17 protein-coding genes are annotated in these 16,187 nt (G+C 68.6%); 11 read left to right on the forward strand and 6 right to left on the reverse strand.

Features of this window, described 5'->3' with window-relative positions:
* Positions 1-8 precede the first annotated feature (8 nt).
* Positions 9-470 carry a CopD family protein gene (locus tag VA613_RS04195; RefSeq protein WP_324780607.1) on the forward strand — a complete coding sequence of 154 codons (462 nt, stop codon included), beginning with the start codon at positions 9-11 and terminating at the stop codon, positions 468-470.
* 7 nt (positions 471-477) lie between these two features.
* On the opposite strand, the gene VA613_RS04200 is transcribed toward VA613_RS04195, so the two are convergent.
* A complete protein-coding gene (locus VA613_RS04200; protein WP_324780608.1) occupies positions 478-873 on the reverse strand; it encodes a thioredoxin family protein in 396 nt (131 codons plus the stop codon).
* Between VA613_RS04200 and VA613_RS04205 the strand changes: the two genes are divergently transcribed.
* The gene (locus VA613_RS04205) at positions 872-1,873 is read left to right on the forward strand and encodes a sodium:calcium antiporter (protein ID WP_324780609.1); all 1,002 of its coding nucleotides are present in this window, start codon (positions 872-874) and stop codon (positions 1,871-1,873) included. The two genes, VA613_RS04200 and VA613_RS04205, sit on opposite strands and share 2 nt — an antisense overlap.
* A gap of 37 nt (positions 1,874-1,910) precedes the next feature.
* Here the strand turns inward: VA613_RS04205 and VA613_RS04210 are convergent, their stop codons facing one another.
* Positions 1,911-3,071 (reverse strand): GNAT family N-acetyltransferase, encoded by a 1,161-nt coding sequence (locus tag VA613_RS04210; RefSeq protein WP_324780610.1) that lies wholly within the window; start codon positions 3,069-3,071, stop codon positions 1,911-1,913.
* Positions 3,072-3,097: 26 nt separating this feature from the next.
* Between VA613_RS04210 and sucC the strand changes: the two genes are divergently transcribed.
* From sucC to VA613_RS04230, 4 genes are all read left to right on the forward strand, one after another.
* Positions 3,098-4,258, forward strand: coding sequence for an ADP-forming succinate--CoA ligase subunit beta (gene sucC / locus VA613_RS04215; RefSeq protein WP_324780611.1), 1,161 nt, complete (start codon positions 3,098-3,100; stop codon positions 4,256-4,258).
* Complete coding sequence (sucD, locus tag VA613_RS04220; RefSeq protein WP_324780612.1) at positions 4,255-5,130, forward strand: succinate--CoA ligase subunit alpha; 876 nt, start codon at positions 4,255-4,257, stop codon at positions 5,128-5,130. The genes sucC and sucD overlap by 4 nt, the downstream gene beginning before the upstream one ends.
* A gap of 9 nt (positions 5,131-5,139) precedes the next feature.
* Positions 5,140-6,747, forward strand: coding sequence for an NAD+ synthase (locus VA613_RS04225; RefSeq protein ID WP_324780613.1), 1,608 nt, complete (start codon positions 5,140-5,142; stop codon positions 6,745-6,747).
* 302 nt (positions 6,748-7,049) lie between these two features.
* Complete coding sequence (locus VA613_RS04230) at positions 7,050-7,388, forward strand: P-II family nitrogen regulator (RefSeq protein WP_324780614.1); 339 nt, start codon at positions 7,050-7,052, stop codon at positions 7,386-7,388.
* Between the two features lie 40 nt (positions 7,389-7,428).
* On the opposite strand, the gene VA613_RS04235 is transcribed toward VA613_RS04230, so the two are convergent.
* Positions 7,429-8,256 (reverse strand): outer membrane protein assembly factor BamD, encoded by an 828-nt coding sequence (locus tag VA613_RS04235; RefSeq protein ID WP_324780615.1) that lies wholly within the window; start codon positions 8,254-8,256, stop codon positions 7,429-7,431.
* Here VA613_RS04235 and rluD point away from each other — a divergent pair.
* The 3 genes from rluD to VA613_RS04250 all read left to right on the forward strand — a co-directional run bounded on the left by rluD (position 8,255) and on the right by VA613_RS04250 (position 10,494).
* The gene (rluD, locus tag VA613_RS04240; protein ID WP_324780616.1) at positions 8,255-9,232 is read left to right on the forward strand and encodes a 23S rRNA pseudouridine(1911/1915/1917) synthase RluD; all 978 of its coding nucleotides are present in this window, start codon (positions 8,255-8,257) and stop codon (positions 9,230-9,232) included. The two genes, VA613_RS04235 and rluD, sit on opposite strands and share 2 nt — an antisense overlap.
* Before the next feature lie 49 nt (positions 9,233-9,281).
* A complete protein-coding gene (gene pgeF, locus VA613_RS04245) occupies positions 9,282-9,953 on the forward strand; it encodes a peptidoglycan editing factor PgeF (RefSeq protein WP_324780617.1) in 672 nt (223 codons plus the stop codon).
* A gap of 136 nt (positions 9,954-10,089) precedes the next feature.
* Complete coding sequence (locus VA613_RS04250) at positions 10,090-10,494, forward strand: globin (protein WP_324780618.1); 405 nt, start codon at positions 10,090-10,092, stop codon at positions 10,492-10,494.
* A gap of 33 nt (positions 10,495-10,527) precedes the next feature.
* Here VA613_RS04250 and VA613_RS04255 read toward each other — a convergent pair whose 3' ends face one another.
* Positions 10,528-11,010, reverse strand: coding sequence for a GNAT family N-acetyltransferase (locus VA613_RS04255; protein ID WP_324780619.1), 483 nt, complete (start codon positions 11,008-11,010; stop codon positions 10,528-10,530).
* The gene (gene nadC / locus VA613_RS04260; RefSeq protein WP_324780620.1) at positions 11,007-11,849 is read right to left on the reverse strand and encodes a carboxylating nicotinate-nucleotide diphosphorylase; all 843 of its coding nucleotides are present in this window, start codon (positions 11,847-11,849) and stop codon (positions 11,007-11,009) included. Before nadC ends, VA613_RS04255 begins: the two co-directional genes overlap by 4 nt.
* An 86-nt stretch (positions 11,850-11,935) precedes the next feature.
* Here nadC and clpB point away from each other — a divergent pair, with 86 nt between their 5' ends.
* Complete coding sequence (gene clpB, locus VA613_RS04265; RefSeq protein ID WP_324780621.1) at positions 11,936-14,527, forward strand: ATP-dependent chaperone ClpB; 2,592 nt, start codon at positions 11,936-11,938, stop codon at positions 14,525-14,527.
* Positions 14,528-14,663: 136 nt separating this feature from the next.
* On the forward strand, positions 14,664-15,329 hold the full coding sequence (locus VA613_RS04270; RefSeq protein WP_324780622.1) for a phosphatase PAP2 family protein: 666 nt from the start codon (positions 14,664-14,666) through the stop codon (positions 15,327-15,329).
* A gap of 12 nt (positions 15,330-15,341) precedes the next feature.
* Here the strand turns inward: VA613_RS04270 and VA613_RS04275 are convergent, their stop codons facing one another.
* The gene (locus VA613_RS04275; protein ID WP_324780623.1) at positions 15,342-16,079 is read right to left on the reverse strand and encodes a M48 family metalloprotease; all 738 of its coding nucleotides are present in this window, start codon (positions 16,077-16,079) and stop codon (positions 15,342-15,344) included.
* Positions 16,080-16,187 lie beyond the last annotated feature (108 nt).

Below are 16,187 nucleotides of genomic sequence, written 5' to 3' on the forward strand. Positions count from 1 at the left end.
GAAAATCCGTGAATCTGACTCTGCTTCTGCATGTGCTCGGTGTCGTCGTCTGGGTCGGCGGCATGTTCTTCGCCTACATGGCGCTGCGGCCGGTTGCGGCGAGCGTGCTCGAACCGCCGCAGCGGCTGACGCTGTGGGCGGGCGTCTTCGGCAGGTTCTTTCCGTGGGTCTGGGCCGCGGTCGCGCTGATTCTCGGCTCCGGCCTGCACATGCTGGCCAAGCTCGGCGGCATGGAAGCGCCGCACTACGCGCTGACGATGCTGGCGCTCGGCCTGGCCATGATGCTGATCTTCGCGCACGTGTTCTTCGCCCCGTACGGCCGGCTCAAGCGCGCGGTCGCCGGGCAGGACTGGAAGGCGGGCGGCGCCGCGCTGGGGCAGATCCGCAGTCTGATCGGCATCAATCTCAGCCTCGGCCTGCTGACGATCGCCGTGGTGTTCGTCGGACGCTGGCTGCTGCTGGCGAGCTAGCGTCCGGCTAGGGCTCGTCCTGCGCCGGCGCGGCCAGCAGCGCGCGCGCGGTCTCGCGGATGGCGTCGTGCCGCGCCGGGCATTGCAGTTCGGCGTGGAAGGCGCCGTCGCGATAGAGGTAGACCGCCGGCAGATGGAAGATGCCGAAGGCGCGTGCGACGCCCGTGGCTTCGCTGACGTCGACTTCGTAGAACGCGGAAGCCAGGTCGCCGAGCGCCTCGGGCAGCAGCCGCTTCCAGGCACGGCAGGCGCCGCAGCCGGGCGCGCTGAACAGCACCACGGCGATGCCGTCGCTGGCGGCAAGGCGCGCATGGAAGCTGCCCTCGGCGAGGCGCAGGAAGCCCGTCGGGGCAACCCGGTCGTCGCTGGTAGAATCGCGCTTTTCCTCGCGGCGGCCTGTCATGCTGTTTCTCGAACTTTTCGGCTTTCTGCTGCTCATCCTCGTGGCGGCGGAAATCTTTGTCAACGCGCTCGAACACCTCGGCGAGAAACTGAACATCTCGGAAGGCGTGACGGGCTCGCTGTTCGCGGCGATCGGTACCGCCATGCCGGAGACGCTGGTGCCGCTGCTGGCGATCTTCGCGGGCGGGAGCAGCGTGAAGACCAGCGAGGAAATCGGCGTCGGTGCGATTCTCGGCGCGCCGCTGATGCTGTCGACGCTGTCGCTGTCACTGATGGGGCTGGCGGTGCTGAAGCGGCGCGGCCTGCAGGGGCCTCTCGTGCCGGAAAGGACCGGCCTCAAGCGCGACCTCGACTTCTTCCTGATGGCCTTCCTGCTGGCGTTCGTCGCGATGTTCGTTCCCCACGGCGACGGCTGGGTGCGCGGCACGCTCGCCTTCGTCATGGTGATGATCTACTTCGTCTACGTGATGCTGACGCTGCGCGCGTCGAGCAAGCTCGTCGAGGAGGGGCACGGCACGGAGGCCGAGTCGCCGATGCTGCTGGCGCGCCTCGGGCTGCCGCAGAACCTGCTCGTCATCGTGATGCAGCTGGCGCTCGGGCTGGCGCTCCTGGTCGCCGGCGCCAAGGGCTTCATCCACGGGGTCGAGCAGGCCGCGCCGATCATCGGCATTTCCGCGCTGCTGCTGTCGCTGATGATCATCCCGATCGCCACCGAGCTGCCGGAGAAGGTGAATTCGATCCTGTGGATCCGCAAGCACAAGGATACGCTCGCCTTCGGCAACATCACGGGGGCGATGGTGTTCCAGGGCACGCTGCTGCCGGCGATCGGCATCTCGCTCACGCCCTGGGCGCCGCAGAAGGAAGTGCTGCTGGGCGTGCTGATCACGCTGGCCGCCGCGTTCTGGCTGCGCTGGGCGGCGCTGAGCGGCGGCCTGCGGGTGTGGCACCTGCTGGTCAACGGCGCCCTCTACGCGACCTACCTGACCGCGGTCCTGGCCTGAGGCCAACCGGGGCCCGCGCCGGCCGGCGGCTGCCGCGCTACGCAGGTTCGCGGTTTTCGCGCCGGAACGGACCTTCGAGCTCGTCGATGTAGTGTGTGATGGCGTCGGCTTCGCGTTCGACGAAGCGGTCGACCGCCGCGCGGAATTCGGGATTCTCCAGCCAGTGCCAGGAGTGCGTCGCGGTCGGAACGAGACCGCGCGCGAGCTTGTGCTCGCCCTGCGCGCCGCCCTCGAAGACCGCGAGCCCGTGCGCGATCGCGTATTCGATGCCCTGCTGGTAGCAGGTCTCGAAGTGCAGTCCGGGCAGATACTCGAGCGTGCCCCAGTGACGGCCGTAGAGCCGTTCGCCGTCCTTCATGCAGAAGGAGCAGGCGACCGGTTCGCCATGCTTCTCGGCCACGATCAGCAGCAGCTTGTCCGGCATCGTCTCCCGCAGCGTGGCGAAGAAGGCCCGATTGAGGTGCGGCTCGCTGCGGTGGCGGGCGTAGGTGTCGGCGTAGCAGCGATGGAAGAAATCCCAGTCGGCGTCGGTGCTGTCGCGCCCCTCGACCCAGCGGAACGTCACGCCCAGGCCCGCGAGCTTCTTCCTTTCCTGGCGGATCTTCTTGCGCTTGTCGTGCGTGAGCGCGGCGAGGAAGTCCTCGAAGCTGGCGTAGCCCCGGTTATGCCAGTGGAACTGGAAGCCGCTGCGATGCAGCAATGGGGTCGTCTGCAGCGCCGCATGATCGGGCTCGGCCGGGAACAGGACGTGGAAGGACGAGCAGCCGAGGTCGCGGGTGAGCTTGAGCCCCGCCTGGATCAGCATGCCGCGGTCGGCGTCGTTCCGCGCGAGGAGGCGCGGGCCGGGCACCGGCGAGAAGGGCACGCAACACACCAGCTTGGGATAGTAGTCGAGGCCATGGCGGCGGTAGGCGTCCGCCCATGCCCAGTCGAAAACGAATTCGCCCCAGGAGTGATGCTTGATGTAGAGCGGCATCGCGGCCGCGAGCCCGCCGTCGCGGAAGAGGGCGAGGTGCACGGGTTCCCAGCCGATGTCGGAGCCGACGCAGCCGGTGGATTCCAGCGCGGCGAGGAAGGCATGCTGCACGAAGGGCGACGGCCCGGCCAGCGCGTTCCAGGCGTCGGCCGGCAGCTCGGCCATGCGCGTCACGACGCGGACGACAGCTTCCGTCCCGGGAGGGTTTGCTTCAAAATGCACGTTTCGGCGAGCTTTCTTCAAGAACAATGAACCTGCACGAATACCAGGCCAAACAGATTCTTCGCACGGGCAACATTAGCACGCCGCGCGGCATCGCTGCGGCGAATGCCGAGGCGGCTGTCGAGGCCGCTCGCGAACTCGGCGGCGTGGCCTGGGTGGTGAAGGCGCAGATTCACGCCGGCGGCCGCGGCAAGGCCGGCGGCGTCAAGGTGGTGAAGTCGCTCGACGACGTGCGCGCGGTGGCTGCCTCGCTGCTGGGGCGCAAGCTCGTCACGCTCCAGAACGCGCCCGACGGCCAGCCCGTCAACGAGGTGCTGGTCGAGGAAACGCTCCCCATCGCGCGCGAGTTGTATCTTTCGCTGCTGGTCGACCGCGAGACCGAGCGCGTCGCCTTCGTCGCCTCCGCCGCCGGCGGCATGGACATCGAGGAGGTCGCCCACGCCACGCCGGAGAAGGTGCTGACCGAGACCTGCGATCCGCTGCTCGGCGTGCAGGACTACCAGTGCCGCGCGCTCGCCTTCGCGCTGGACCTGAAGGGCGACGCGTTCAAGGACTTCTGCCGCCTGCTGCCGCAGCTCTACCGCGTGTTCGTCGCCAACGATCTCTCGCTGCTCGAAATCAATCCGCTGGTCGTGACCGCCGACAACCGCGTGCTGCCGCTCGATTGCAAGATGAGCGTCGACGACAACGCGCTGTATCGCCGGAAGAGCCTGGCCGAACTGCGCGATGACAGCCAGGTCGACGCCAAGGAAGCGGCGGCCAACGCGGCGAACGTCAACTACGTCGCGCTCACCGGCAACATCGGCTGCATGGTCAACGGCGCCGGCCTCGCGATGGCGACGATGGACCTGATCCAGCTGGAGGGTGGCGCGCCCGCGAACTTTCTCGACGTCGGCGGCGGCGCCACGCCGGAGACGGTGGCACAGGGCTTCAAGATCATCCTGCTCGATCCCAACGTCAAGGCGGTGCTGATCAACATCTTCGGCGGCATCGTGCGCTGCGACGTCATCGCCGAAGGCATCATCCAGGCGGTCAAGGAGGTCGACGTGAAAGTCCCGGTGGTGGTGCGACTGGAGGGGACCAACGCTGAACTGGGGCGCAAACTGCTGGCCGAATCGGGGCTGGCGATCCTGGCGGCCGAAAGTCTGACCCAGGCCGCCAGGCTTGCAGTGGAGCGCGCACAATGAGCATCCTCGTCAACAAAGATACGAAAGTCATCTGCCAGGGCTTCACCGGCAAGCAGGGCACGTTCCATTCCGAGCAGGCGATCGCCTACGGCACCAGGATGGTCGGTGGCGTGACGCCGGGCAAGGGCGGGCAGACGCATCTGAACCTGCCCGTCTTCAATACCGTGCGCGACGCGGTGCGCGAAACCGGCGCACAGGCCACGATGATCTACGTGCCGGCCGCGTTCGCCGCCGACTCGATCCTCGAAGCGGCCGACGCCGGCATCGAAGTCATCGTCTGCATCACCGAGGGCATCCCGGTGCTCGACATGCTCAACGTGAAAGCCGCGCTGCGGGCCAACGGCGCCAAGCTGATCGGCCCGAATTGTCCTGGAGTGATCACCTCGGGCGAGTGCAAGATCGGCATCATGCCGGGCGTCATCCACCAGAAGGGCAAGGTCGGCATCGTCTCGCGCTCCGGCACGCTGACCTACGAGGCGGTGCACCAGACCACGCAGCTCGGGCTGGGGCAGTCGACCTGCGTCGGCATCGGTGGCGACCCGATCAAGGGCCTGGACTTCATCGACTGCCTCGAGATGTTCGAGGCCGACCCCCAGACCGAGGCGGTGATCCTGGTCGGCGAGATCGGCGGCAGCCGCGAGGAAGAGGCCGCCGAGTTCATCCGCGCCCACATGAAGAAGCCGGTTGCCGCCTACATCGCCGGGCGCACCGCCCCCAAGGGCAAGCGCATGGGCCACGCCGGCGCGATCATCGCGGGCGGCGCGGGCACGGCCGATGCCAAGATCCGTGCGCTCGAAGGCGCCGGCGTCGTCGTTGCGCAGAGCCCCGCGGGACTGGGCGAGGCCGTGCAGCGCGCGCTGGGTGCCCGCTAAGGGCGCAGGATGAAGCTCGGCGTCGCGCAGCTCAATCTTGTGGTCGGCGATATCGCCGGCAACACCGCGCGTCTGCTCGCGGCGGCGCGCGACGCCCACGCGGCGGGGGCCGCGCTGCTGCTGACGCCGGAGATGTCGGTGTGCGGCTACCCGGCCGAGGATCTGGTGCTGCGGCGCGATTTCACCGCCGCGTGCGATGCGGCGGTGCGCCAGCTGGCGGCAGAGGCGCCTGCCGAACTGGCGCTCGTCGTCGGCCTTCCCGAGCGCAGCGAAGACGGCCTGTTCAATGCGGCGGCCCTGCTGCGCGGCGGCCGGATCGAGGCGGTCTACCGCAAGCGCCACCTGCCCAACCATTCCGTGTTCGACGAGCAGCGCGTGTTCGACAGTGGCGACGCGCCCTGCGTGTTCGACTGCGGCGGCGTGAGGTTCGGCCTCAACATCTGCGGCGACATCTGGGAGCCCGGCCCGGCGACGCGCGCCATGGAGGCGGGCGCCGACTGGCTGCTGGTACCCAACGCCTCGCCCTACCACCTCAACAAGGAACGCGATCGCTACGCCGTGGCACGCTCGCGCCAGGTCGAGACCGGCCTGCCGATCGTCTACGCGAACCTGGTCGGCGGACAGGACGAACTCGTGTTCGACGGCGCCTCCTTCGTCCTCGATGCCGAGGGCGAAATCGCCGCGCAGTGCCCGGCCTGGGAGGAGGGGCTGTTCTATTTCGACATCGAGGGCGGGCGCTGCGCGGGGCCACGCGCGACGCTGCCCGGCGAGGATGCCGCGGTCTACGATGCGCTGGTGCTCGCGGTGCGCGATTATGTCGGCAAGAACGGCTTCAACGGCGTGCACCTCGGCCTGTCTGGCGGCATCGATTCCGCGCTGACGCTGGCGATCGCCGCCGACGCGATCGGGCCGGAGCGGGTGCACGCGGTGATGATGCCGTCCGACTATACCGCCTCGATCAGCGTCGAGGACTCGCGCGACATGGTGAAGCGTCTGGGCGTGAAGTATTCCGAGATCGCGATCCGCCCCATCTACGACGCCTTCGTCGGCCAGTTGGCCGGCGAATTCGCCGGCCGCGCCGCCGACACCACCGAGGAGAACCTGCAGGCGCGTACGCGCGGCACGCTCCTGATGGCGCTGTCCAACAAGTTCGGCACGCTGGTGCTGACGACCGGCAACAAGAGCGAGATGGGCACCGGCTACGCGACGCTGTATGGCGACATGGCGGGTGGCTTCGCCGTGCTGAAGGATGTCGCGAAGACGCGTGTCTATCGGCTGGCGAACCATCGCAATGGCCGTTCCGCGGTCATTCCGCAGCGCATCATCGACCGTCCGCCGTCGGCCGAGCTGCGTCCGGACCAGAAGGACCAGGACAGCCTGCCGCCCTACGACGTGCTCGACGCGATCATGGCGGCCTACGTCGAGCGCGATCTTTCCGTCGCCGACATCGTCGCGGCGGGCCATGACGCGGCGACCGTGAAGAAGGTGATCCGCATGGTCGACCTCGCCGAATACAAGCGCCGTCAGGCGCCGCCCGGCCCGCGCATCACCCCGCGCAATTTCGGCAAGGACCGGCGCTACCCGATCACCTCGAAATACCGACCCGACCTCGCCTGACCGAACGACATGCTTCAGGATTGCGCCCTGCGGGCTCGCCCTCTCCCCAACCCGCTCCCACAAGCGGGCGAGGGGGCGAACGCAATGCCCAAACCGATCCACCCGCTCCCCAACCCTCTCCCGCTTGCGGGCGAGGGGGCGAACGCAATGCCCAAACCGATCCGCCCGCTCCCCAACCCTCTCCCACTTGCGGGAGAGGGAGCGAACGCAATGCCCAAAGCGATCCGCCCTCTCCCCAACCCTCTCCCGCTTGCGGGAGAGGGAGCGAACGTAATGCCCAAACCGATTAATGGAGACCTGCCATGAAGAAGATTGAAGCCATCATCAAGCCGTTCAAGCTCGACGAGGTGCGCGAAGCGCTGTCGGAAATCGGCGTGACCGGCCTGACCGTGACCGAGGTCAAGGGCTTCGGCCGCCAGAAGGGCCACACCGAGCTCTACCGCGGCGCCGAGTACGTGGTGGATTTCCTGCCCAAGGTGAAGCTGGAAGTCGTGGTGGAGGACGCCTTGCTGGAGCGCGCGATGGAGGCGATCACCCATGCCGCGCGGACCGGCAAGATCGGCGACGGCAAGATTTTCGTGACGGCGGTGGAGCAGGTGGTGCGGATCCGCACCGGCGAGTCGGGCGAAGCGGCCGTCTGACGACGCGCGCGGGGGGATGTCCCCTGCGCTCAGGCGCGCCCTACCAGAAGCGGTACCACGCCTTTTCCTTGACGCTGACGCCCTTGAGATACGTGCTGTTGGGATAATTCAGCTCGAGCACCCGTTTCGCATCGTCGCGCGGCGTGGTCAGATGCAGGTTGTCGTAGGCCACCACCATGATGCCGAGCGCTTCTTCCACCGCCGGGGCTTCCGGGTAATCGGTCAACACCGTCTTGGCGCGGTTGGCTGCAGCCACCCAGGCCTTGCGCTTCAGGTAGTAGCGCGCGACGTGCACTTCGTTGCCGGCCAGCGCGTTGACCAGATACTTCATGCGGGCGGTGGCATCGTCCGCGTACTTGCTGTTGGGGAAGCGCGTCACCAGTTCCTTGAACGCGAGGAAGGCCTCGCGTGCGGCCTTCGGGTCGCGCTCGCTCATGTCCTGATCGACCAGGCCGCCCAGCAGCCCGAGATCGTCGTTAAAATTCGCCAGGCCCTTCAGATAGTACGCATAATCGACGTTAGGGTGATTAGGGTGCAGCTTGATGAAGCGGTCGCACGCGGCCACGGCGGAGATGGGCTCGTTGTCCTTGTAATAGGCATAGGCCACTTCCAGCTGTGCCTGCTGCGCATAGCGCCCGAAGGGATAGCGCGATTCCAGCGTCTCGAACAGCTTGACGGCGCGCTCGTAGTTGCCTTCGTTCAGGTTGTCCTTGGCTTCGGAATAGAGGCGCTGCGCCGACCAGCCGGCGGTTTCATCCTTGACCTCGGGCAACAGGCCGCAGCCGCCGAGGCTCAGCGCCGCGGCGAGCAGCACGCCGCCGAGCGCCCGATTGTATGCAGTGAAACCGGATAGACGTTGCTTAAGCATGGGAAAACACACGGAAAATTTGTCGGACGATTATAAGGGAAATAGCGAGGGCGGCGTCCGCGAACTCGTAATCCCGGACGCGCAGGGCGGACAGCGCCTCGACCAGGCGCTGTCCGCCCTGCTGCCGGAATTCTCGCGCAACCGCATCCAGAACTGGATCCGCGCGCGCCGGATCTCGGTCGACGAGGCCTGGGGCACGACCCGGATGAAAGTCAGCGGCGGCGAAGCGGTGCGCGTCGAGATCGAACCCGATGCGACGGCCACGCCCGACGCGCCCGAGGCGATTCCGCTCGACGTGGTGTTCGAGGATCCGGTGCTGCTCGTGATCAACAAGCCGGTCGGGCTGGTGGTCCATCCCGGCAGCGGCAATCCGCGCGGCACGCTGCTCAACGCGCTGCTGCACCGCGTGCCGCAGGTGGCCGAGCTGCCGCGCGCCGGCATCGTGCACCGCCTCGACAAGGACACCTCGGGGCTGCTCGTCGTCGCCAAGACGCTTACGGCGCACACCGACCTGGTGCGCCAGCTGCAGGCCCGCACGGTCAAGCGTGAATACCTCGCCCTGGTGTACGGCGAGATCGACCGCGCCGGCACCGTCGATGCGCCGCTGGCGCGCGACCCGCACAACCGCACCAAGCGCACCGTGCACAGCATGGGCAAGGAGGCGGTGACGCACTACGACGTGGTCGAGCGCTTTCCGGGGGTGACGCTGCTGCGCTGCAACCTCGAAACCGGCCGTACCCACCAGATCCGCGTCCACATGCAGCACATCGGGCATCCGCTGGTGGGCGAGCAGGTCTACGCCGCAAGCCGCCGCAGCCATGTCAAGATCCCGTTCCCGCGCCAGGCGCTCCACGCGGCGAAGCTCGGCCTCGTCCACCCGGTGACGCACGAGCCGATGCAGTGGGAGTGCCCGCTGCCGCCCGATTTCGCCTCGCTCGTGCAGGCGCTGCGCGACAACACGGTGTGGGGCAAGTGATCCGGTGATTCGTCCCGACTGGCCTGCACCGGCAAACGTCCGAAGCCTGATGACGACCCGCGCCGGCGGCGTGAGCGGTGCGCCCTGGGACAGTTTCAATCTCGGCGACCACGTCGGCGACGATTCGGCCCACGTTGCCGCCAACCGTGCGCGCCTGCGCCGCGACCTGCCCGGCGAGCCCGGCTGGCTCAGGCAGGTGCACAGCGCGCGGGTCGTCCGGCTCGGTGACGCGCCGAACCCGGAAGCCGACGCGGCGTTCACCCGCGAACGCGGGCGGGTGTGCGCCGTGCTGACCGCCGACTGCCTGCCCGTTCTGTTCTGCGACCGCGCGGGCAGCGTCGTCGCCGCCGCGCACGCCGGCTGGCGAGGCCTGGTGGGCGGCGTGCTGGAGGCCACGGTGGCAGCGATGCAGGTACCGCCGGGCGAGATCATCGCCTGGATGGGCGCCGCCATCGGCCCGCAGGCCTTCGAGGTGGGCGACGACGTGCGCGACGCCTTCGTCACCCAGCACGCCGCCGCCGCGGAGGCCTTCGCGCCGCACGCGACGCCGGGCAAGTGGCTCGCCGACATTTACCGGCTTGCGCGCCTGCGTCTCGGCGCGGTCGGCGTGCAGGCCGTGCACGGCGGGGGGCGCTGCACCTTCAGCGAGGCGGACAACTTTTTCTCCTATCGCCGCGACGGCGTGACCGGACGCATGGCCGCGCTCGTCTGGCTCGCCTAGACCCATCGCACGTCAATCGTCCTTCCCGGCCTGCCCATCGCCGCGGGTGAGGGCGCTGGATGCGGCCTCCGGTTTTTGCGGAATGCGGATAAAGACGATTAAGATATCGTCTTTATCCGTAATGTGGCGGGGTGCGATGAGCAGCAACTACGACGATCTGCAGCAGAGCTACGGCCGCTGCCTGCGCGAAAAGAATTTCATCGCGCGCTTCTACGAGATCTTTCTGGACAGCCATCCGGCCATTGCGCCGATGTTCGCCGCGACGGATTTTCAGAAGCAGCGCATGGCGCTGCGCCGCGGCATCAGCGCGGCGATCTCGCACGCGGGCGGCAGCTCGCTGAGCAAGCGCACCGTCGACCGGATGGCCGACGTGCATTCCCGCACGGGCCACGCGCCCGTGCTGCCCGAACTGTATCCCTACTGGGTGGACAGCCTGGTGCAGGCGGTGGGCGAAGTCGACCCGGAGGCGACGCCGCAGCTGCTCGAGCGCTGGCGCGAGGGCATGTCGGTCGTCACCGACGCCTTCATCCGGCGCTACTGAGCCGCGCCGTCGGCTGGCCCCCGCCGAGACGGCCTACTCCAGCCATTTCTGCATGAACTGCGCTGCACCCAGCGCCGGGTCGAGCCGGTAGTCGTCGAATCCCAGCCGCTCGTAGAGCCGGCGCGCGGCGCGGTTGCCGGCAAGCACTTCCAGCGTCAGCTTGCAGGCCCCGCGTTCCCGCGCGATGGCCTCGACCTCGGCGAACATCTGCGCCGCGATGCCGCGCCCGCGATGGCTGGCGCGCACGACCACGTCGTGCACGTTGACGAGCGGCCGGCAGGCGAAGGTCGAGAAGCCCTCGATCGCGTTGACCAGGCCGACCGGCATCGCGCCGTCGAACGCGAGCACGCTGAAGATGAACGGGCGTGCGGCTAGCGCGCTGACCAGACTCGCACGCACGGCGTCGGCGAGCGGCGCGCCGCCGCCCGTCGGATCGCGCGCGTAGGCATCCAGCAGGTCGACCAGTGCGGCGGCGTCGGCAGGGTCGTCGTAGCGGGCGCGGCGGACGACGATCATGCCGCGTCGATGCGCATCGACAGGTCGACCGCGCGGATGTGCTTGGTGAGGCCGCCGACCGAGATGCGGTCGACGCTCGTCTCCGCGTAGGCGCGCACGGTCTCCAGCGTGATGTTGCCCGAGGCTTCCAGCTCGGCGCGGCCGGCCGTCAGCGCGACCGCCTCGCGCATCCGGGCCGGCGTGAAATTGTCGAGCAGCACCAGCCGGGCGCCGGCGGCGAGGGCCTCGTGCAGCTGGTCGAGCGTCTCCACCTCGATCTGCACGCTGGCCTTGCCGGCGGCCAGTTCGAACGCCGCCTGCAGCGCCGGGCCGATGCCGCCGGCCGCGGCGATGTGGTTTTCCTTGATGAGGATGCCGTCGTAGAGGCCCATGCGCTGGTTGCGCCCGCCGCCGACGCGCACCGCGTATTTCTCGGCGATGCGCAGGCCGGGCAGCGTCTTGCGGGTGTCGTAGATCGCCGCGCGCGTGCCGCGCACGGCCTCGACGTAGGGGCGCGTCGCGGTGGCGACGGCCGACAGCGTCTGCAGGAAATTCAGCGCGGGCCGCTCGGCGGTGAGCAGGGCGCGTGCGTTGCCGCTGATCTCCAGCAGCACGTCGCCGGCGGCGACGGCGTCGCCCTCGCTGACGCGCCAGTCGATCGCGCAGCCGAGATCGAGCGCCCTGAAGCAGGCGTCGAACCATGGCCGGCCGGCGATCACGGCGGCCTCGCGGGTCACCACCCGCGCGCGGGCGGTCTGCGTCGGCGGGATCAGTAGGGCGGTCAGGTCGCCGCTGCCGACGTCCTCGGCCAGCGCCCGGTTGACATCGATTTCGACGGCGGAAGTGAGCAAATCGGACATGGCGGGCCTGAATTCGGACAAGACGGGTTGAAATCGGCGGAATCGCCTCTACTTGGGTGGCATTGAATATACCGCAGAGGGTTCCCATGCGCTTCGACAAGCTCACCACCCAGTTCCAGCAGGCCTTCGCCGACGCCCAGAGCCTCGCGGTCGGCGGCGATCACGCCTATATCGAGCCGCAGCACCTGCTGCTGGCGCTCCTGAACCAGGAAGGTGGCGGCGCCGCGGCGATCCTGTCGCGCGCCGGCGTCCAGGTGCCGGCGCTGAAGGCCTCGCTGACCCAGGCCCTGGGCCGTCTGCCCAAGGTCGAGGGCCAGGGCGGCGAGGTGAGCATTTCGCGCGACCTCAACAACCTGCTGAATCTCACCGACAAGGACGCGATGAAGCGCGGCGACGCCTACATCGCGTCCGAGCTGTTCCTGCTCGCCGCGCTCGACGACAAGGGCGAGACCGGGCGGCTGATGAAGCAGCACGGCGCGCAGAAGGCCGCGCTCGAGTCAGCGATCGCCGCCGTGCGCGGCGGCGAGGGCGTGAGCTCGCAGGAGGCCGAAGGCCAGCGCGAGGCGCTGAAGAAGTACACGCTCGACCTGACCGAGCGCGCCCGCGACGGCAAGCTCGACCCGGTGATCGGCCGCGACGACGAGATCCGCCGCGCGATCCAGATCCTGCAGCGGCGCACCAAGAACAACCCGGTGCTGATCGGCGAGCCGGGCGTCGGCAAGACCGCGATCGTCGAGGGGCTCGCGCAGCGCATCGTCAACGACGAGGTGCCGGAGACGCTCAAGGGCAAGTCGGTACTGGTGCTCGACCTCGCCGCGCTGCTCGCCGGCGCCAAGTACCGCGGCGAATTCGAGGAGCGCCTGAAGGCGGTGCTGAAGGAGCTGGCGATGGATGCGGGGCGCTACATCGTGTTCCTCGACGAGATCCATACGCTCGTCGGCGCCGGCAAGGCCGAAGGCGCGATCGACGCCGGCAACATGCTGAAGCCGGCGCTGGCCAGGGGTGAATTGCATCTCATCGGCGCGACCACGCTCGACGAATACCGCAAGTACATCGAGAAGGACGCCGCGCTCGAGCGCCGCTTCCAGAAGGTGCTGGTCGACGAGCCGAGCGTCGAGTCGACGATCGCGATCCTGCGCGGGCTGCAGGAAAAGTACGAGCTGCACCACGGCGTCGACATCACCGACCCGGCGATCGTCGCTGCCGCGGAATTGAGCCATCGCTACATCACCGACCGCTTCCTGCCGGACAAGGCGATCGACCTGATCGACGAGGCGGCGGCGCGCATCAAGATGGAGATCGACTCCAAGCCGGAGTCGATGGACAAGCTCGACCGCCGCATCATCCAGCTGAAGATCGAGCGCGAGGCGGTGAAGAAGGAACGCGACGAAGCCTCGAAAAAGCGTCTGACCCTGCTGGAAGACGAGATCGAGAAACTCGGTCGCGAATACGCCGACCTGGAGGAAATCTGGAAGGCCGAGAAGGCCCAGGTGCAGGGCAGCGCGCACATCAAGGAGGAAATCGACAAGCTGCGCGGCGAAATGGTCGACCTGCAGCGCCAGGGCAAGCTCGACAAGGTCGCCGAGATCCAGTACGGCCAGCTGCCGCAGCTGGAGGCGCAGTTGAAGAGCGCCGAAGCCGCCGGCGCGAAGCCGGCGTTCAAGCTGCTGCGCACGCAAGTGGGTGCGGAAGAGATCGCCGAGGTGGTCTCGCGCGCGACCGGCATCCCGGTCTCCAAGATGCTGCAGGGCGAGCGCGACAAGCTGCTGCACATGGAAGACAAGCTGCACGCGCGCGTCGTCGGCCAGGACGAGGCGGTGAGCGTGGTGTCGGATGCGATCCGCCGTTCGCGCGCGGGCCTGTCGGATCCCAACCGGCCGCTCGGCTCCTTCCTTTTCCTGGGGCCCACGGGCGTCGGCAAGACCGAGCTGTGCAAGACGCTGGCCGAATACCTGTTCGACTCCGCCGACCACATGATCCGCATCGACATGAGCGAGTTCATGGAGAAGCATTCGGTCGCGCGCCTGATCGGCGCGCCCCCGGGATACGTCGGCTACGAGGAGGGCGGCTACCTGACCGAGGCGGTGCGCCGCAAGCCGTACAGCGTCATCCTGATGGACGAGGTCGAGAAGGCGCACCCGGACGTGTTCAACGTGCTGCTGCAGGTGCTCGACGACGGGCGGCTGACCGACGGCCAGGGCCGCACGGTCGATTTCCGCAACACCGTGATCGTGATGACGTCCAATCTCGGTTCGCAGATGATCCAGTCGATGGCCGGCGACGACTACCAGGTCGTCAAGCTCGCGGTGCTGGGCGAGGTGAAGTCCTACTTCCGTCCCGAGTTCATCAACCGCATCGACGAGGTGGTCGTGTTCCACGCGCTCGGCGAGGCGCATATCGCGAGCATCGCGAAGATCCAGCTGAAGGGCCTGGAAGCGCGGCTGGCGCAGATGGACATGAGGCTCGAGGTCACGGACGCCGCGCTCGCCGAAATCGCCAGGGCCGGCTTCGACCCGGTCTACGGCGCGCGGCCGCTCAAGCGCGCGATCCAGGGCCAGCTGGAAAACGCGCTGGCGAAGGAGATCCTGGCCGGGCATTTCGCGCCGAAGGACACGATTCGCGTGGATGCGCGGGGCGGTGTCTTCAGCTTCGAGAAGGGCACGCCGGCGCAAGGCTGATCCGCTCGCCCGGCGCGGCAAAAGGGGGCGCATGCGCCCCCTTCGCTTTTCCAGTGACCGGGCGCGGCACCGCTGCGCCGTCGGCCGGGATGGTGATAGGCTGATGCTTTCCGACGCGTCGCCCGCTCGTCCCGCCATGCTTCCTCAGCCGTCCGCAAACTGGCTCCTCGTCACCCATCTGGGGGCGGCCGGTATCGTCCTGCCGCTGCTCGCGACGATCGCCGTCGCGCTGCGGCTGGCAGGCCAGCGGCCGGCCCTGCGGGCCTGGGTCCTGGCGATGGCGGCCGGCGTTACCGTCGTGCTGGCGACCAAGGTCGCGTTCATCGGCTGGGGATGGGGCAGTGCCGCGCTCGACTTCACGGGGATCAGCGGCCACACCATGCTCGCCGCCTCGGTCTTCCCGCTTTGGCTGGGCTGGCTGCTGGCCGGGCCGGGCCGACGCGCCAGCCCGTGGGGCACCGTGCTGGGGCTCGCCATCGCCGGTGCCGTCGGCTGGTCGAGGCTGGCGCTGGGGGCGCACAGCCCGAGCGAGGTGGTCATCGGCTGGCTCGTCGGCGCCGCGGTCAGTCTCGTCGCGTGCGCTTCGCTCGCGGCGCAGGAACGCCCGCGGGGATGGGCTGGCCTCGTGGCCGGGGCGGTGCTGCTGTCGGCGCTCAGCCCCTCCGTCGCCGGCTATCTTCCGACGCACAAATGGGAGGTCCGCGTCGCCCTGGCGCTGTCGGGGCACGCGCGGCCCTATGTCCGGCAGGATCTCCACCGCCAGCCGAAGCCCGATCTTGCACAAGCCGCCGGGCCGGGCTAGCCGGTTGTCGCGTCATTCGTGCGCAACGGCGCGAAGCCGCCAGCGCAGTGGCGGATGGAGGCTGAACCACGCGGGGTGAGGCGGCATGACCGCGAGCCACGCGCACAGCGCATCCTGCGCGCCCGCGCCGCTCGCCTGCGCCGCCTGTCGATCGGCGGCGAGTTCGAACCTCCAGTGCAGCATGAGCCAGATGCCGAGGAATCCGCCGCTCGCGAGCCAGGCCGTGAGGGAGGCGGGATCATCCGGCAGCGCGACCGTGAAGATCAGCAGCGGCACGAGCGCCGCCAGCCGGTGGCGGAGCGTGGCGTGGACCGCGGCGCGCGCGAGCAGGAAGCGCAGTGCCGGCGGCGTTAGCCGGCTCGCCAGGCCGGTCGACAGGAACACCTCGCAGCGGCGGGGCAACAGGCCGGCGGTGAGGACAAACGGCATCGCGTGCTCGAACAGCACGACGGGCGGCGCGGGCAGATTGTCCCTGTCGACATCGTCGTTAGCCTGGTCGATCGTTGCAGCAAGCGGTCCGCCCGAAACGGCACCGACCATCAACGCCCGGCACAGCGCGGGCCCAAAGACGAACCCGGCCAGCACCAGCAGGCCCTGATAGAGCGCCGAGCCGATTGGATAGGCCGGCGTCGCGGCCCAGGCAGCCGGTACCAGCAGGTCGGGGCCGAAGTACGCGAGGCAGCTCGCGACGAGGAACAGTCCGATGCGGCGGGGAGACGAGGGGATCACGTGGAGGCGACAGCGACGCAAGCGGCTCGGTTCAGGGTGACAGCGCGCTAGTGTACGTCGCGGCGGCGGCGCCGTTTGGTTCGCGCCAGGCCACCCCCTAGAATGGCCGGACGAACATTGTCGCGTGGA

This window comes from Thiobacillus sp. SCUT-2, from assembly GCF_035621355.1.
GTDB lineage: Bacteria > Pseudomonadota > Gammaproteobacteria > Burkholderiales > Thiobacillaceae > Thiobacillus > Thiobacillus sedimenti.

Coding starts and splice junctions, on each gene's coding strand:
- VA613_RS04255 (WP_324780619.1), bottom strand. CDS start 11,010: ATGATCGTCGTCCGCCGCGCCCGCTACGACGACCCTGCCGACGCCGCC.
- nadC (WP_324780620.1), bottom strand. CDS start 11,849: ATGTCCGATTTGCTCACTTCCGCCGTCGAAATCGATGTCAACCGGGCG.
- VA613_RS04235 (WP_324780615.1), bottom strand. CDS start 8,256: ATGCTTAAGCAACGTCTATCCGGTTTCACTGCATACAATCGGGCGCTC.
- VA613_RS04250 (WP_324780618.1), top strand. CDS start 10,090: ATGAGCAGCAACTACGACGATCTGCAGCAGAGCTACGGCCGCTGCCTG.
- VA613_RS04230 (WP_324780614.1), top strand. CDS start 7,050: ATGAAGAAGATTGAAGCCATCATCAAGCCGTTCAAGCTCGACGAGGTG.
- VA613_RS04200 (WP_324780608.1), bottom strand. CDS start 873: ATGACAGGCCGCCGCGAGGAAAAGCGCGATTCTACCAGCGACGACCGG.
- VA613_RS04205 (WP_324780609.1), top strand. CDS start 872: ATGCTGTTTCTCGAACTTTTCGGCTTTCTGCTGCTCATCCTCGTGGCG.
- sucD (WP_324780612.1), top strand. CDS start 4,255: ATGAGCATCCTCGTCAACAAAGATACGAAAGTCATCTGCCAGGGCTTC.
- pgeF (WP_324780617.1), top strand. CDS start 9,282: ATGACGACCCGCGCCGGCGGCGTGAGCGGTGCGCCCTGGGACAGTTTC.
- VA613_RS04270 (WP_324780622.1), top strand. CDS start 14,664: ATGCTTCCTCAGCCGTCCGCAAACTGGCTCCTCGTCACCCATCTGGGG.
- sucC (WP_324780611.1), top strand. CDS start 3,098: ATGAACCTGCACGAATACCAGGCCAAACAGATTCTTCGCACGGGCAAC.
- rluD (WP_324780616.1), top strand. CDS start 8,255: ATGGGAAAACACACGGAAAATTTGTCGGACGATTATAAGGGAAATAGC.
- clpB (WP_324780621.1), top strand. CDS start 11,936: ATGCGCTTCGACAAGCTCACCACCCAGTTCCAGCAGGCCTTCGCCGAC.
- VA613_RS04225 (WP_324780613.1), top strand. CDS start 5,140: ATGAAGCTCGGCGTCGCGCAGCTCAATCTTGTGGTCGGCGATATCGCC.